Origin of the sequence: Bradyrhizobium sp. 956_D2_N1_4 (genome assembly GCF_052076025.1) — a bacterium.
GTDB lineage: Bacteria > Pseudomonadota > Alphaproteobacteria > Rhizobiales > Xanthobacteraceae > Bradyrhizobium > Bradyrhizobium barranii.
On sequence record NZ_CP197237.1, the window covers coordinates 1,558,580 to 1,573,397 of the forward strand.

13 protein-coding genes are annotated in these 14,818 nt (G+C 66.0%); 12 read left to right on the forward strand and 1 reads right to left on the reverse strand.

Annotation, left to right across the window (positions count from 1 at the left end; translation table 11 throughout):
• Nucleotides 1-15 precede the first annotated feature (15 nt).
• The 11 genes from AB7535_RS07125 to AB7535_RS07175 all read left to right on the forward strand — a co-directional run bounded on the left by AB7535_RS07125 (nucleotide 16) and on the right by AB7535_RS07175 (nucleotide 12,318).
• The gene (locus tag AB7535_RS07125; RefSeq protein ID WP_085399420.1) at nucleotides 16-828 is read left to right on the forward strand and encodes a CbbQ/NirQ/NorQ/GpvN family protein; all 813 of its coding nucleotides are present in this window, start codon (nucleotides 16-18) and stop codon (nucleotides 826-828) included.
• Between the two features lie 10 nt (nucleotides 829-838).
• A complete protein-coding gene (locus AB7535_RS07130; RefSeq protein WP_354112457.1) occupies nucleotides 839-2,758 on the forward strand; it encodes a nitric oxide reductase activation protein NorD in 1,920 nt (639 codons plus the stop codon).
• Nucleotides 2,759-2,832: 74 nt separating this feature from the next.
• The gene (locus AB7535_RS07135) at nucleotides 2,833-3,495 is read left to right on the forward strand and encodes an HAD family hydrolase (RefSeq protein WP_085399422.1); all 663 of its coding nucleotides are present in this window, start codon (nucleotides 2,833-2,835) and stop codon (nucleotides 3,493-3,495) included.
• Between the two features lie 6 nt (nucleotides 3,496-3,501).
• Nucleotides 3,502-4,452 (forward strand): sugar-binding transcriptional regulator, encoded by a 951-nt coding sequence (locus AB7535_RS07140; protein WP_085399423.1) that lies wholly within the window; start codon nucleotides 3,502-3,504, stop codon nucleotides 4,450-4,452.
• Between the two features lie 347 nt (nucleotides 4,453-4,799).
• Nucleotides 4,800-6,053, forward strand: coding sequence for an ABC transporter substrate-binding protein (locus AB7535_RS07145; protein WP_441254555.1), 1,254 nt, complete (start codon nucleotides 4,800-4,802; stop codon nucleotides 6,051-6,053).
• Between the two features lie 95 nt (nucleotides 6,054-6,148).
• Complete coding sequence (locus AB7535_RS07150; RefSeq protein WP_085399441.1) at nucleotides 6,149-7,021, forward strand: carbohydrate ABC transporter permease; 873 nt, start codon at nucleotides 6,149-6,151, stop codon at nucleotides 7,019-7,021.
• A gap of 3 nt (nucleotides 7,022-7,024) precedes the next feature.
• The gene (locus AB7535_RS07155; RefSeq protein WP_085399425.1) at nucleotides 7,025-7,855 is read left to right on the forward strand and encodes a carbohydrate ABC transporter permease; all 831 of its coding nucleotides are present in this window, start codon (nucleotides 7,025-7,027) and stop codon (nucleotides 7,853-7,855) included.
• Nucleotides 7,856-7,870: 15 nt separating this feature from the next.
• A complete protein-coding gene (locus tag AB7535_RS07160; protein ID WP_085399426.1) occupies nucleotides 7,871-8,878 on the forward strand; it encodes an ABC transporter ATP-binding protein in 1,008 nt (335 codons plus the stop codon).
• A gap of 40 nt (nucleotides 8,879-8,918) precedes the next feature.
• Nucleotides 8,919-9,692 (forward strand): SDR family NAD(P)-dependent oxidoreductase, encoded by a 774-nt coding sequence (locus AB7535_RS07165; RefSeq protein ID WP_085399427.1) that lies wholly within the window; start codon nucleotides 8,919-8,921, stop codon nucleotides 9,690-9,692.
• A 38-nt stretch (nucleotides 9,693-9,730) separates the two neighbouring features.
• Nucleotides 9,731-11,377, forward strand: coding sequence for an FGGY-family carbohydrate kinase (locus AB7535_RS07170; RefSeq protein ID WP_135214994.1), 1,647 nt, complete (start codon nucleotides 9,731-9,733; stop codon nucleotides 11,375-11,377).
• A gap of 5 nt (nucleotides 11,378-11,382) precedes the next feature.
• On the forward strand, nucleotides 11,383-12,318 hold the full coding sequence (locus AB7535_RS07175) for a carbohydrate kinase family protein (RefSeq protein ID WP_085399429.1): 936 nt from the start codon (nucleotides 11,383-11,385) through the stop codon (nucleotides 12,316-12,318).
• 12 nt (nucleotides 12,319-12,330) lie between these two features.
• Here AB7535_RS07175 and AB7535_RS07180 read toward each other — a convergent pair whose 3' ends face one another.
• The gene (locus AB7535_RS07180; RefSeq protein WP_063984460.1) at nucleotides 12,331-13,218 is read right to left on the reverse strand and encodes a LysR family transcriptional regulator; all 888 of its coding nucleotides are present in this window, start codon (nucleotides 13,216-13,218) and stop codon (nucleotides 12,331-12,333) included.
• A gap of 134 nt (nucleotides 13,219-13,352) precedes the next feature.
• Between AB7535_RS07180 and AB7535_RS07185 the strand changes: the two genes are divergently transcribed.
• Nucleotides 13,353-14,774, forward strand: a complete 1,422-nt coding sequence (locus tag AB7535_RS07185) for an amidase (protein ID WP_354112458.1) — start codon at nucleotides 13,353-13,355, stop codon at nucleotides 14,772-14,774.
• Nucleotides 14,775-14,818 lie beyond the last annotated feature (44 nt).

Below are 14,818 nucleotides of genomic sequence, written 5' to 3' on the forward strand. Positions count from 1 at the left end.
TTCCGGAGAAAAACCATGACAGCAGCACTTCACGCCTTGTCGGCACCCGCGCTCGTGCTCCCGGCTTACGTTCCGAGCGGCAACGAATGCGCGCTGTTCGAGCACGCCTGGCGGCATCAGCTCCCGGTCTTGTTGAAGGGACCGACCGGCTGCGGCAAAACGCGCTTCGTCGCTCACATGGCGGCGCGGCTGGGATTGCCGCTTCATACCGTCGCCTGCCACGACGATCTCACCGCCGCCGATCTTACCGGCCGCTACCTGCTGAGGGGCGGCGACACCGTATGGACCGACGGTCCGCTGACACGGGCGGTGCGGGAAGGCGGCATCTGCTATCTCGACGAGGTCGTGGAGGCGCGCAAGGACGTCACGGTGGTGCTGCATCCGCTCACCGACGACCGCCGTATCCTGCCGCTGGAGCGGACCTGCGAGGAGCTGGTCGCGCCGAAGAGCTTCATGCTGGTGGTCTCCTACAATCCCGGTTACCAGACGCTGCTGAAGGCGTTGAAGCCGTCGACGCGTCAGCGCTTCGTTGCCATCGAGTTCGGCTTCCTGCCGCCGGAGCAGGAGATCGCGGTGGTGGCGGCCGAGAGCGGGCTCGCGCCCGACTATGTGCGGCCGCTGGTCCTGCTGGCCGGCCGGCTGCGCGCGCTGAAGGGGCACGACCTGGAGGAGGGCGTTTCGACCCGTCTCGTGGTCTATTGCGCCACCCTGATTGCGGCCGGAGCCTCAATTACGGATGCGGTGCTGGCCGGCATGATCGAACCGCTCACCGATGATGCAGACGTCAAGGCGGCGCTGCTCTACGTCGCACGCGCCGTGATCTCCTGAGGGTGATGCGATGCTCGATTTCCTCGAGCTTGAAGAAACCGTCGGCCGCGCCTGGCATCGCCTGGTCGGCGGCACCGCGAGCTATCCGGTCCATGCCGAACACGCGGTATCGCTCGCGGAGGTGCGCGGCCGGATCGCGATCATGTTCCGCGCGCTTGGCGGGGAGACGGGCGTGCAGATCGCGAGCGCGAGTGCCCGCCGGACTGGGCATCGGCTCGGATGGCGGCAGCGCATCGGGCTTGGCGACGAGCGGCTCGCGCAACCCGGGCGTGATGCCGCGACGATCTTCCTGCCCGACAACATCGCGATCTTCGCCGATCGCGGGCTGAATGCTGCGCTGTACCGGTGGCTGGCCGCGTGGTTTGCCTTTGCACCGGTCGAAGTGATCGCGGAGGCCGATCCGCTGCGGCGCGATCTGCTGACGCTGCGCCGGACCAGCGAAGTCGCGGTGCTTGTGCTGACGGAATGTCCCGGCCTTGCCGAGGACTACGCCCGGCTGGCCGCGGCCACGGCCATGGCGCGGCCGCACCGGCCATTGCCGCGCATCGAGCAGGACATGGAGCAGATCGTGCTTACTCTGCTCGGCGCCGATACGCCGCCGGTGGGAAAGCTGTGGCCGGCGATGATGGGGACGGGGCCACTGCCGGACAAGGCGCCGCCGGGTTACCGTTCGATCCTGCCATGCCCGCTCTGGGGCGATTGCTGGACGCGCGAGCTGTCGCCCGCACATGAAGGCGACGACGATTGGGCGTCGACCGCTGCGCCAGCGCCATCAGACGATCGCAAGCGTTTCGCCGTCCGCGAGCGCGAGGACGGTACCAATCGCCGCGATCCTTTCGTACTCAATCGCTTTGAAAAGATTCTCGCGATGGCCGAGATGATCAATGTCGACCGCCCGGCTGACGACAGTGAGGACGAGGACGCGCGGAAGGCAGCCGACGACCTCGAGGAGATCACGCTCAGCCGCCGTAGCGGCAAGCCGGCGAGCCGGCTCAAATTCGATCTCGACCTGCCGCCGGAAGCCCTCGATGTATCGCGATTGAACGCGGACCTGAGCTATCCCGAATGGGATTATCGCAGCGGCTCCTATCTGCCCGATCATTGCCGCGTGCTCGCGGGTGCGGCCTCCGAGCTGGGTGAGGGCTGGATGCCCGATGACGCCATGCGTCGGCACATCCGCCAGGTGCGCCGCCGCTTCGAGGTGTTGCGGCCGCGTCATGAATTGATGCGCGCCCAAGCCGATGGGCACGACCTCGACCTTGACGCGCTCGTGCGTGCGCGGTGCGATCTCCGCGCCGGAAGTGGCGGGGGCGGTCTCGATCGCGTCCATGTGGCGATGCGACCGCGAGGGGACGATCTTGCCGTCACGCTGCTTGTGGATGTCTCGCTCTCGACGGATGCCTGGGTCGATGGTTATCGGGTGCTCGACGTCGAGAAGGAGGCGCTGCTGGTGCTTGCGCACGGCCTGTCGGCCTGCGGCGATCACCACAGCATCCTCACCTTCACCTCGCGCCGGCGTTCCTGGGTGCGGCTCGAAACGGTCAAGGCCTTCGGCGAGCCGATGAGTGGCGCGATCGAGCGCCGGATCGGCGCGCTGAAGCCGGGCTATTACACACGGATCGGTGCCGCGGTACGTCACGCCTCGGCCGAGCTGGCGCGCCAGCCGCAGCGCAAGAAGCTACTGCTCGTCCTCACCGACGGCAAGCCGAATGACGTCGATCATTATGAGGGCCGCTTCGCGGTCGAGGACACCCGCAAATCCGTGCAGGAGGCGCGGCGGCTCGGCATCGCGGTCTTCGGCGTGACGGTCGATGCGACGGCGCAATCCTACGTCCCGACGCTGTTCGGCCGCAGCGGCTACGCCATCGTCGGCAACATCCGTCGACTGCCTGCGGCGTTGCCGGCGATCTATCGACAGGTCGCCCATTGACCCCGGAGAATCCGCATATGTCCTCCACCGGGTGAACTATTGCTCAAAGCATGGGTATATGATCGAATGGCCGGATGGACCGAAGCCGGCAAAGGCCCGATCTCGTCATCTTCGACTGCGACGGCGTGCTCGTCGACAGCGAACTCTTGAGCTGCCAGTGCTTGGTAGACGAGCTGTCCGGATTTGGGATTTCGCTGACACTCGCGCAGGCGCTCGAGCTGTTCCTCGGACGAAGCACGAGCGCGGTCACGCAACATTATCGCGAACTCGGCCAGGCGATGCCGGCCGATTTTCCCGTCCGGCTGAAGTCGCGCGTACTGACCGCCTTCGAGAAGGCGCTCCATCCGATTCCCGATGCGGATACCGTCCTGTCCGGACTGCGCGTGCCGAGTTGCGTGGCCTCGTCGAGTGATCTCGACCGCGTCGCGCTGTCGCTGAGGGTGACCGGTCTCGCGCCCCATTTCGGCGACCGGATCTACACGGCGCAGATGGTCACGCACGGCAAGCCCGCGCCGGATCTCTTTCTCCACGCGGCGGAGAAAATGGGCGCGCTCCCTGCGCGCGCACTGGTGATCGAGGACAGCGTCAGTGGCGTGCTGGCCGCGAAGGCTGCCGGCATGACCGTCTGGGGATTTGTCGGCGGCAGCCATTATCGCGGGCGCGACGGCCAGGTTATATTGTCCGGCGCCGGGGCCGATCGGGTCTTCGCGCACATGAGCGAATTCTGGGAGGCATAGGCCGCCATGGCCGTCGAGAACGAAAAGTCCAGGCTCGACGATGCCGCGCGTGCCGGCTGGCTCTATTTCATTGCCGGTCACACCCAGGACGAGATCGCAAAGATGCTCCAGGTCTCGCGGGCCTCCGCGCAGCGGCTGGTCTCGCTGTGCCTCGCCGAGCGTCTCATCACATTCCGTCTCGAACATCCCATCGCCGCCTGCATGGAACTGGCGGCACGCCTGAAGGCGCGCTTCGACCTCAGCCATTGCGAGGTGGTGCCGGCTGACCCTGCCGCGCCGCAGGCCACGGCGGGCATCGCCGAACGCTGCGCCAATCTGCTGGATTCGACGTTGCGGTCGGAAACGCCCGTCATCGTCGCGCTCGGCACGGGGCGGGCGGTGCGCGCCGCGGTCGAGCGCGTGACGCCGATCGACCGGCCCAACCACCAGATCGTCTCGCTGGTCGGCAACATCTCCGCGGACGGTTCGGCGAGCTTCTACGACACTGTCGGCCGGCTCGCCGACCGCACCGGTGCGCGGCACTATCCGATGCCGCTGCCGTTCCTGATGTCGTCGGAAGACGAGCGCAACAAGATGGTGCGGATCGAGCCGATCGCGAAGGTCAAGGCGGTCGCGGCCAAGGCGGACTTGCGCCTCGTCGGTATCGGCCAGATGGACCAGAGAGCGCAAATCCACATCGACGGCTTCGTCACCCGCGACGAACTGTTCGAGATGATGCGGCAGGGGGCGATCGGCGAAATCACCGGCTGGGCATATGATTCCAAGGGCCGCCTGCTCAAGGCCGGTACCAACAAGCGCCTCACCAGCATTCCGCCGGAGGTGCCGGCCAAGACCACGACGATCGGCGCCGCGGTCGGTGCGGCCAAGGTGCCGGCGATCTCGGCCGCGCTGAACGGGCACCTGATCAACGGCCTGATCACGGACGAGGCGACGGCAAGGGCGATTTTGGAGCGGTAGGGCGGGCGCTACAGCCACTTGCGCCAATGTCATCATCCGCGAATGCGGATGATCCAGTACGCCGCGGCCTATCCGGAGCAAAACCAACCCACGACACGGCGTACTGGATGCCCCGCTTTCGCGGGGCATGACAGCGAAGGCGGAGGAAAAGCTCCGGCCCTCCCGCACCGCAGCACTCATAAGTTGCGGGAACGCCCGCGCGCCTGCTTGACAAGCGATGTACCTCGGCCGAACATACGCCCAACGCGTGGGCATATGCTCAGAAGCGCGATCCTAGGGAGGTCACCGTGAAACACGTCCTCGGCGCCGTCTGCGGCGCGTCTTGCCTGTTGCTGGCCGTCCCTGTGATGGCCGAAACGACCCTGACCATCGCCACCGTCAACAATGGCGACATGATCCGAATGCAGGGGCTGACCAGCGAATTCACCAAGAAAAATCCAGACATCACCGTCAAATGGGTGACGCTGGAGGAGAACGTGCTGCGCCAGCGCGTCACCACGGATATCGCCACCAAGGGCGGCCAGTTCGACGTTTTGACCATCGGCACCTATGAGGTGCCGATCTGGGCCAAGAAGGGCTGGCTGGTGCCGCTCGCCAATCTCGGCGCCGATTACGACATCGCCGACCTGCTGCCGAAGATCAGGGACGCGGTCTCCGTCGACGGCAAGCTCTACGCCGCGCCGTTTTATGGCGAGAGCTCGATGGTGATGTATCGCACCGACCTGTTCGAGAAGGCCGGCCTGAAGATGCCGGAAAAGCCGACCTGGGATTTCGTTATCGACGCCGCCAAGAAGCTCACCGACAAGAGCGCCGGCACCTACGGCATCTGTCTCCGCGGCAAGGCCGGGTGGGGCGAGAACATGGCGTTCCTGTCGGCCATGGCCAATTCCTACGGCGCGCGCTGGTTCGACGAGAAGTGGGAGCCGCAGTTCAACACGCCGGAATGGAAGACGACGCTCACGACCTATGTCAATCTGATGAAGGAGGCCGGCCCTCCCGGCGCGAGCTCGAACGGCTTCAACGAGAATCTGGCGCTGTTCAACGCCGGCAAGTGCGCGATGTGGATCGACGCGACAGTGGCGGCGTCCTTCGTCACCAATCCGAAGGAGTCCAAGGTCGCCGACAAGGTCGGCTTTGCGCTGGCGCCGAACACTGGGCTCGGCAAGAACGCCAACTGGCTGTGGGCCTGGAGCCTCGCGATCCCCGCCGGCTCCAAGAAGACGGAAGCCGCCGAAAAGTTCATCGCCTGGGCCACCAGCAAGGATTACACCAAGCTCGTGGCGTCGAAAGACGGCTGGGCCAACGTGCCGCCGGGCACGCGCACCTCGCTCTACCAGAACGAGGACTATCTGAAAGTCGCGCCGTTCGCGAAGCTGACGCTGGCCTCGATTGATGCTGCCGACCCGAACAAGCCCACCGTGAAGCCGGTGCCTTACGTCGGCGTGCAATACGCGGCGATCCCCGAATTCCAGGGCATCGGCACGCAGGTGGGCCAGCAATTCTCCGCCGCGCTCGCGGGATCGATGACGGTCGATGCCGCGCTTGCCGCGGCGCAGTCCGCCACCGAGCGCGAGATGAAGCGCGCCGGCTACATCAAGTGAACCCGAGCTCTCCCTCCTGAGCTCAAACTGGCGGCCATCCACCAGCCAGCCCCGAATGGATGGCCGCCTTCTTCCTCCCAGCGGAGACGCCAAGGATGGCAACCCGGCAGACGCAGTTTCTTGCGCGCTCGCTCCTGACGCCTGCGGTCGGGCTGCTGTTCATCTGGATGATCGTTCCGCTGGCGCTGACGATCTATTTCTCGACCCTGCATTACAGCCTGCTCGATCCCGGCTCCGAGGCGTTCGTCGGGCTGGAGAATTTCCGCTACTTCCTCACCGATCCCGCCTTCCTCGCCTCGCTCCAGAACACGCTGGTGCTGGTCGGCTCGGTGCTGGCGCTGACGATCCTGCTCGGCATCCCCCTGGCGCTGCTGATGGATCAGCCCGTGATTGGCCGCAACATCGTGCGGCTGATGGTGATCGCGCCGTTCTTCGTGATGCCGACCGTGAGCGCGCTGGTCTGGAAGAACCTGTTGATGCACCCGGTCTCCGGCCTGTTCGCCTGGCTCGCCAAGCTGGTCGGATTGACACCGATCGACTGGTTCACCGACGCGCCGCTGTTCGCGGTGATCCTGATCGTCGCCTGGCAATGGCTGCCCTTCGCGACGCTCATTTTGCTGACCGCACTGCAATCGCTCGACGAGGAGCAGAAGGAGGCCGCCGAGATGGACGGCGCCAGCGCGGTCTCCGCCTTCATCTACATCACGCTGCCGCACCTGGCGCGTCCCATCACCGTGGTGATCCTGATCGAGACTATCTTCCTGCTCACGGTGTTCGCGGAGATCTTCGTCACCACCGGTGGCGGACCGGGCCTGCAAACCACCAACATCGCCTTCCTGATCTATTCGCAGGCGCTGATCCAGTTCGACGTCGGCAGCGCCTCCGCAGGCGGCCTCGTTGCGGTCGTGATCGCCAATGTTGTCGCTTTCTTCCTCGTCCGCATCGTCGGCCGCAATCTGGAGGCTTGAAACATGGCGCGGATGGCGACGACGCAGCGGGTGGTGGTCTCGACGATCGGAGCGTGGTTCTTCGGCTTCCTGATCTTCTTCCCGATCCTCTGGATGGTGCTGGCGAGCTTCAAGACCGAGTTAGAGGCCTTCGCCATTCCACCGTCCTTCCTGTTCTTCCACTGGACCACGGAAAACTACGCGACCGTGCAGGAGCGCAGCGATTATTTCCACCACGCGATGAACTCGATCATCATCGCCGGCGGCTCGACCTTGATCGCGCTGCTGATCGCAATCCCCGCGGCCTGGTCGATGGCGTTCGCACCGACCAAGCGCACCAAGGACATCCTGCTCTGGATGCTCTCGACCAAGATGATGCCGCCGGTCGGTGTGCTGGTGCCGATCTATCTCATCTTCAAGACCTTCGGCCTGCTCGATTCCCGCATCGGCCTCGTCTTCATCCTGTGCCTCGGAAATTTGCCGATCGTGATCTGGATGCTCTTCACCTATTTCAAGGAGATCCCGCGCGACATCCTCGAAGCCGCGCGCATGGACGGCGCCACCATCGGCCGCGAGCTCATCTACGTCTTGACGCCAATGGCGATCCCGGGGCTGGCGTCGACCATGCTGCTCAATCTGATCCTGGCCTGGAACGAGGCGTTCTGGACGCTCAACCTGACGACCTCGAACGCCGCGCCGCTCACCACGTTCATCGCCTCCTATTCGAGCCCGGAAGGGCTGTTCTGGGCAAAGCTGTCGGCGGCCTCGACGCTGGCGATCGCGCCCATTCTCGTCCTCGGTTGGTTCAGCCAGAAGCAGCTCGTGCGCGGGCTCACCTTCGGCGCGGTGAAGTAAAGGGGCTGGCGGATCATGGGTCAGATCACACTTCAGGACGTACAGAAATCCTTCGGCCCCGTTCACATCATCAAGGGCGCCGATCTCGAGATCGCGGACGGCTCCTTCGTGGTGTTCGTGGGACCGTCCGGCTGCGGCAAGACCACGCTGCTGCGCCTGATCGCCGGGCTCGAGGACGTGTCTGGCGGCAAGATCCTGATCGACGGCAAGAACGTCGTCGACACGCCGCCCGCCAAGCGCGGGCTGTCGATGGTGTTCCAGTCCTACGCGCTCTATCCGCACATGAGCGTGCGCGGCAATATCGGCTTCGGCCTGAAGATGGCTGGGCTTTCCAAGGACGAGACCAACCGCAAGGTCGAGGCGGCGGCCGCGACACTGAACCTCACGCCCTATCTCGATCGCAAGCCGCGCGAGCTCTCCGGCGGCCAGCGCCAGCGCGTCGCGATCGGACGGGCCATCGTTCGCGAGCCCAAGGCGTTCCTGTTCGACGAGCCGCTGTCCAACTTGGACGCGGCCTTGCGCGTGCAGATGCGGATAGAAGTCACACGGCTCCAGAAGCAGCTTGGTACCACCGCGATCTACGTCACCCACGATCAGGTCGAGGCCATGACCATGGCCGACAAGATCGTCGTGCTCAATGGTGGCAAGATCGAGCAATATGGCTCGCCGCTGGAGCTCTATGAGCGGCCCGCCAATCTCTTCGTCGCCGGCTTCATCGGCTCGCCGAAGATGAACTTCGTCACTGGCGAGCACGCCTTGCAGAAGGGGGCGGCGACGATCGGCGTGCGGCCGGAGCATCTCAAGATCGAGCGCGATGGTGCCGGCGGCTGGCAGGGAACGATCGCGGTCGCCGAGCATCTAGGCAGCGACACCTTCCTTTATGTCGATGCCGGACCGCTCGGCATGCTGACGGCGCGCTACATCGGTGAATTGAGCCTGCATGCCGGCGACCACGTGTCGCTGGTGCCGGATCCCGCGCGCATCCATCGCTTCGACGAGAGCGGCAACGCGCTTCGGGGCTGACAAGAAACGGCAAGAGACGGCAAGAAACGGAAAGACCACCATGTACCTCGAAAAATTCAAGCTGAGCGGCAAGACCGCGTTCATCACCGGCGGCGGGCAAGGCATTGGCCTTGCCTGCGCGGAAGCGCTGGCCGAGGCCGGCGCGAAGGTCATCATCGGCGATCGCGACAGCAAGGTTGCTGACAGCGCGAAGGCAACCCTGAAGGCGAAGGGTTTTGACGTCGAGACGGCGATCATGGATGTCACCGACACGAAGCGCGTGGCGGAGGTCGCGGCCGACCTCGTCGCCCGCCACGGCAAGGTCGACATCCTCGTCAACAATGCCGGCATCGCCCGCAGCGAGACGCCGGCCGAGACCGTCACCGACGAGCACTGGCTCAACGTCATCGACGTCAATCTCAACGGCACCTTCTGGTGCTGCCGCGAATTCGGCAAGCACATGCTGAAGGCCAAGAGCGGCGCCATCGTCAATGTCGGCTCGATGTCGGGCTTCATCGTCAACAAGCCGCAGGAGCAGTGCTTCTACAACGCCTCCAAGGCCGGCGTGCACCATTTGACCAAGTCGCTGGCCGCCGAATGGGGCGCGCGCGGCGTCCGCGTCAACGCGGTGGCGCCGACCTATATCGACACGCCGCTCAATGCTTTCGTGAAAAGCACCCCGAAAATGTATGACGCCTGGATCGGCGGAACCCCGATGGCGCGGATGGGGCAGGTCGAGGAGATCGCCTCCGTCGTGCTGTTCCTGGCCTCGGAGGCCGCGAGCCTGATGACCGGCAGCATCGTGCTGGTGGATGGCGGCTACACTTGCTGGTAGGCTTGCGTCAAAACTGACGAGAGCGACCGGGAGCGACAATGCCGCGAGCGTATATCGGCGTCGACGTGGGGACCACGAGCACGCGGGCAGGGGTGTTTGACGAGGCGGGCACCCTCCTTGCCACCGCCAAGCATCCGATCCGGATCTGGCACGAGGCCGGCGACATCGTCGAGCAATCGTCGTCCGACATCTGGGAGGCCTGCGCCAAGTCGGTGCGAGCGGCGATGGCGGAAGCTGCCATCGCGCCCGACAGCGTCGGCGGCATCGGTTTCGACGCCACCTGTTCGCTGGTCGTCCTCGATCGGCAAGGCGAGCCGGTCACCGTCAGTGCCTCCGGCGACCGCCAGCGCAATGTCATCGTCTGGATGGATCATCGCGCTACGGCCGAGGCACGGCTGATCAACGAGACCGGGGACGCGGTGCTGCGCTATGTCGGCGGTTCGATCTCGCCCGAGATGGAGATGCCGAAGTTGCTGTGGCTGAAGCGGCACATGCGCGCGAGCTTCGATGCCGCCGGTCATTTCTTCGATCTGGCAGATTATCTGACCTGGCGCGCGACCGGGTCGCTGCAGCGCTCGACCTGCACGGTCACCTGCAAGTGGAACTACCTCGCACACGACGGCGGCGGCTGGAGCGCGCCGTTCTTCAAGCGCATCGGCCTCTCCGATTTCGTCAGCGAGAAATACGCCCGCATCGGCACCGAGATCGTCGCGCCCGGCACGCGGCTCGGCGAAGGCCTCACCCGAGCTGCGGCTGCGGAGCTCGGCCTGTCGCCGGGCACGCCGGTCGGCGCCTCGCTGATCGATGCCCATGCCGGCGGCATCGGCGCGATCGGCGGACGCGACGGATCGGGCGGAACGAGCGATGTCAGCGACCGTCTCGCCTACATCATGGGGACGTCGGCCTGCATCATGGCGACGACGAAGGAGCCGTGCTTCGTGCCCGGCGTATGGGGCCCTTATTATTCCGGCATGGTGCCGGACTTCTGGCTCAACGAGGGCGGCCAGTCGGCTGCGGGTGCGGCGATCGACCATCTCCTCAAGTCGCATCCCGGCCATGCCGAGGCGGGCGCGGCGGCGCGCAACGAGGGTGTCGACCTCATCGAGTACCTCGAGCGGCGCATCATCGCGCGCGCCGGTGACGCCAGCCGCGCCGCGCTGCTCGCCCGCGACGTCCATGTGCTTCCCGAATTCATCGGCAACCGCTCTCCCTACGCCGACCCCGACACCCGCGCGGTGATCGCGGGCCTCGATCTCGACAGCGACGTTGGTGCGATGGAGCGGCTGTTCGTCGCCGGCCTCTGCGGTCTGGCTTATGGCCTCGCCGAGGTGATCGAGGCCTTTGCCGCGCATGGCGTCCATTCCAGCATCATGATCATGGGCGGCGGCGCGAGCCGCAGTCCGCTGGTGCGGCAGATCATGGCGGATACCACCGGGCTCACCGTCGCGCTGCCGCAAACGAAAGAACCCGTGCTGCTGGGCGCCGCGATGCTCGGCGCGGTGGCCGGCGGTGCCTATGCCTCGATCGGCGAGACCATGGCGAAGATGTCGGCGCTGGGACGGAAGAGCGAACCGACCGCGCTCGGCATGGCCGCGTTTCATGCCCGCAAGCGCGAGGTCTACAAGCTGCTGCGCGAGGTCGATCGCAGCAGCCGTGAAGCGATGCGCGAGGGTGCCGGAGGTTGAAACGGATGTTGATTGCCTGCGGCGATGCGCTGATCGATTTCGTCCCGACGCGAAACACCGAGGGGCGAGAGGCGGTGATGCCTGCGGTCGGCGGCTCCTGCCTCAACGTCGCGATCGGCATGGCGCGGCTGGGCGCGCCGACAGGATTTGTCGGCGGCGTCTCGACCGATATGTTCGGGCGCATGATCGTCGACCACGCCACCGCGTCGAACGTCGAGCTGGGGCTTGCCACCCGCAGCGACCGCCAGACGACGCTCGCCTTCGTGCGCATCGTCGCGGGCGAGTCGCACTACGCCTTCTACGATGCCGAAACCGCGACACGGAACTGGACCTACCGGCGCGGCGCGATTCCGTTCGCGAATATCGAGGCCGTTCATGTCGGCTCGACCACGCTGGTGAACGACCAGGGCGCCGCCGAGACGAAAGCCCTGATCGCGGACGCGCGCGCGTCGTCGACGATCTCCTTCGATCCGAACTGCCGCCCCAATCTGGTCAAGAACAAGCCGGCCTATCTCGCGCGCATGGCCGAGTTCGCAGGCCAAGCCGATCTCATCAAGATGTCGGATGTCGATTTCGCGTATCTCTTCGGCGAGGAGCAATATCAGCAACGCGCGAACGCGTTGCTGGGGCAGGGCACGAGCCTCGTCGTCATCACCCGCGGCAACAACGGGGCCATTGCCTGGCACGCGAGCGCAGGGCAGGTCGAAGTTCAGGCGCCGAAGGTCGAGATCGCCGACACCATCGGCGCCGGCGACAGTTTTCAGGCTGCGCTCCTGTTCGCCCTGCACAAGCAGGGCCGCATCAGCCGGCAGCAGCTGAAAGACATCGGCGCGGACGAGCTTCGCCGCGCGCTGTCCTTTGCCGCCAATTGCGCCGGCCTGACCTGTACCCGCCCGGGCGCCGATCCGCCGTGGAGCCATGAAGTCACCTGGAATGTCTAGCCCGGGTCCGCATCACAGCCGTGCCACGACCTTCTCGGCGCATTTGAGGAAGGTGCGGATCAGCGGGCTCTGCGAATCCCGCCGCCAGCACACGGCGATATCGATGGAGTCGGCGGCATCCCGCAGCGGCCTGAACACGATGCCCTGCGGCGCGCCAAGCTTCGCGCAGGCCGGCAGGATCGCAAGCCCCTCGCCGGCGAGAACGAGGCTCATCGCCGAATGCACCGTCTCCACCCGGCTCGCGATCGGCATCACGATCTGATGCCGCCGCAGCAAGGCTGCGACCGCGGAGGAGGCGGGGTCTTGCTCCGGCGGCGGCAGCGCGATCAGCGGGCGGCCCTGGAGTCGAGCCATCGGCACCGCGCTCAGGCGCGCAAGCGGCGAGCGCTTCGGCATCGCCAGCATGAACGGTTGTGCGCCAATCCGCGCCACCTGGATCTCGGGATGGTGGATCGCCGGCATGCACAGCGCGACGGTGACGCTGCGGTCGAGCAGCCGCGCCTCGCGCGTCGAGGCGCTGAGCTCGGCGAAGTCGAGGTCGACGCCGGGAATGGATCGCCGCAGCTCGGGGATCAGGCGCGGCAGCATGGCGTTCGCCAGCACGAACATGTATCCGACCGAAATCCGCCCGCGGCTGCCGGCCGCGACCGCCCGCGCGGCTTCGACCCCGTCGGCCGCAAGCGCCAGCGCCTCGCCGGCGCGCACCAGCAGGGCCTGGCCGGCTTCCGTCAGGTCCATGCCGCGCGTGCCGCGGCGGAACAGCGGCGCGCCAACCTCGGCCTCTAACTTGCGGATCTGGACCGACAGCGGCGGCTGCGCCATCCGCAGCCGTTCGGCGGCCTTGCCGACGCTGCGCGCCTCGGCCACGGCGACGAAGTAGCGAAGCCGGTGAAGATCCATTGGCATACCGAAAACGTATGGGTTGACCACCAAAATGGTATTGGACGCTGAGTTAACAGAAGTGTCATTCTCGCTGTCAATGCCTTGTCAATGCTTGGGCCAACGAGGGCCGGCTTCGGAGCGATGATTTGACGATGAACGGCGATCCCTGCCTGCTGTCCGCAACCGAGTTGCGCGGCCTCATTTCCACGAAGAAGATTTCGCCTGTCGAAGTCACCCGCGCCGTGCTCGCGCGCGCCGAGGCGCTTCAGCCCGAGCTGAACTGTTTCATCACGCTCTGCGGCGACGAGGCGATGGCGCAGGCGCGTGCGGCTGAGCGCAAGGCGATGGCCGGCGAGCCGCTCGGCCTGCTGCATGGGCTTCCGGTCACCGTCAAGGACATCGTCAACACCAAGGGTGTGAGGACCACCTTTGGCGCCGTTCCCTACAAGGACAATGTGCCCACCGAGGACGCCGTCGCAGTCGCAAAGCTGCGCGCGGAAGGCGCGATTCTGATCGGCAAAACGACCACGCCGGAATTCGGCAGCAAATGCCTGACCGACTCGCCGCTGTTCGGCCGCACCCGCAACGCGTGGAGCGCTGAGCGCTCCTCCGGCGGCTCCAGCGGCGGCGCTGCGGTGGCGGTGGCGAGCGGCATCGCGCCCCTTGCGATTGCGACCGATGGCGGCGGATCGACGCGAATTCCCGCAGCCTGCAATGGCGTGGTCGGGCTGAAGCAGAGCAACGGCGTGATCGCGCACAGCCAGGCGCTCGACGCCTTCGGCAACCAGACCTATGTCACGCCGACCACGCGCACGGTCGCCGACACCGCGCTGATGATGCAGGCGATGGCCGGTGAGGATTCCTGCGATCCCTGGTCGATCGGCGTGCCCGTGCCCGATTTCATCGGCACCGCCGCGCCGCGCGGCGATCTGCGCGGGCAAAGGATCCTGTTCTGTGCGTCGCCGCCCGGCCGCCCGGTGTCGTCAGATGTCGCGGCCAGCTTCAAGGCGAGCCTCGACCGGCTGGCCGGTCTCGGTGCCGAGCTCGAGGAGTTCTCCGGCGAGGGGTTTGACATCGAGCCGATCTGGCGCGCCATCAACCACACCGTCTGGCGCACGCGTTTCGCCAAGCTGGTGGCCGAGCACGGCGCCGTCCTCAGCGAAGCCTTCGTCAAGCAGGTCGCGCTCGCGACCAATGTCAGCGGCATCGCCTATCAGGAGGCGATGTTCGCGCGCACCGTGCTGTTCCGCCGTGTGCAATCCCTGCTTGCGCGCGGGCATCTTTTGGCGATGCCGACCCTTACCCGCACCGCGCTGCCGATCGACCAGGACCTGTTCGGCACCATCGAGATCGACGGCAAGCACTTCGACAGCGTCCGGCCGCACTGGTTCCCCTGGACCATGCCGTTCAACATGACCGGACACCCCGCGATCAGTCTTCCCAGCGGCTTCGGCGGCGACGGCCTGCCGATCGGGCTCCAACTCGTCGGGCGCTTCCGTGCCGATGCCGAATTGCTGCGGGTGAGCGCGCTGTTCGAGGCCTCGCACGATCTTCTGTCCCGCCGGCCCGGCTGAGGTGAGGTACATGCCGCAAAGGACTTGCCTCCGGCGCCCGGACA

Bases quoted from the DNA above. Each gene is read 5' to 3' on its own strand.
- AB7535_RS07140 (WP_085399423.1), top strand. From the start codon at position 3,502: ATGGCCGTCGAGAACGAAAAGTCCAGGCTCGACGATGCCGCGCGTGCC.
- AB7535_RS07180 (WP_063984460.1), bottom strand. From the start codon at position 13,218: ATGGATCTTCACCGGCTTCGCTACTTCGTCGCCGTGGCCGAGGCGCGC.
- AB7535_RS07125 (WP_085399420.1), top strand. From the start codon at position 16: ATGACAGCAGCACTTCACGCCTTGTCGGCACCCGCGCTCGTGCTCCCG.
- AB7535_RS07155 (WP_085399425.1), top strand. From the start codon at position 7,025: ATGGCGCGGATGGCGACGACGCAGCGGGTGGTGGTCTCGACGATCGGA.
- AB7535_RS07150 (WP_085399441.1), top strand. From the start codon at position 6,149: ATGGCAACCCGGCAGACGCAGTTTCTTGCGCGCTCGCTCCTGACGCCT.
- AB7535_RS07135 (WP_085399422.1), top strand. From the start codon at position 2,833: ATGGACCGAAGCCGGCAAAGGCCCGATCTCGTCATCTTCGACTGCGAC.
- AB7535_RS07160 (WP_085399426.1), top strand. From the start codon at position 7,871: ATGGGTCAGATCACACTTCAGGACGTACAGAAATCCTTCGGCCCCGTT.
- AB7535_RS07130 (WP_354112457.1), top strand. From the start codon at position 839: ATGCTCGATTTCCTCGAGCTTGAAGAAACCGTCGGCCGCGCCTGGCAT.
- AB7535_RS07145 (WP_441254555.1), top strand. From the start codon at position 4,800: ATGGCCGAAACGACCCTGACCATCGCCACCGTCAACAATGGCGACATG.
- AB7535_RS07165 (WP_085399427.1), top strand. From the start codon at position 8,919: ATGTACCTCGAAAAATTCAAGCTGAGCGGCAAGACCGCGTTCATCACC.
- AB7535_RS07175 (WP_085399429.1), top strand. From the start codon at position 11,383: ATGTTGATTGCCTGCGGCGATGCGCTGATCGATTTCGTCCCGACGCGA.
- AB7535_RS07170 (WP_135214994.1), top strand. From the start codon at position 9,731: ATGCCGCGAGCGTATATCGGCGTCGACGTGGGGACCACGAGCACGCGG.
- AB7535_RS07185 (WP_354112458.1), top strand. From the start codon at position 13,353: ATGAACGGCGATCCCTGCCTGCTGTCCGCAACCGAGTTGCGCGGCCTC.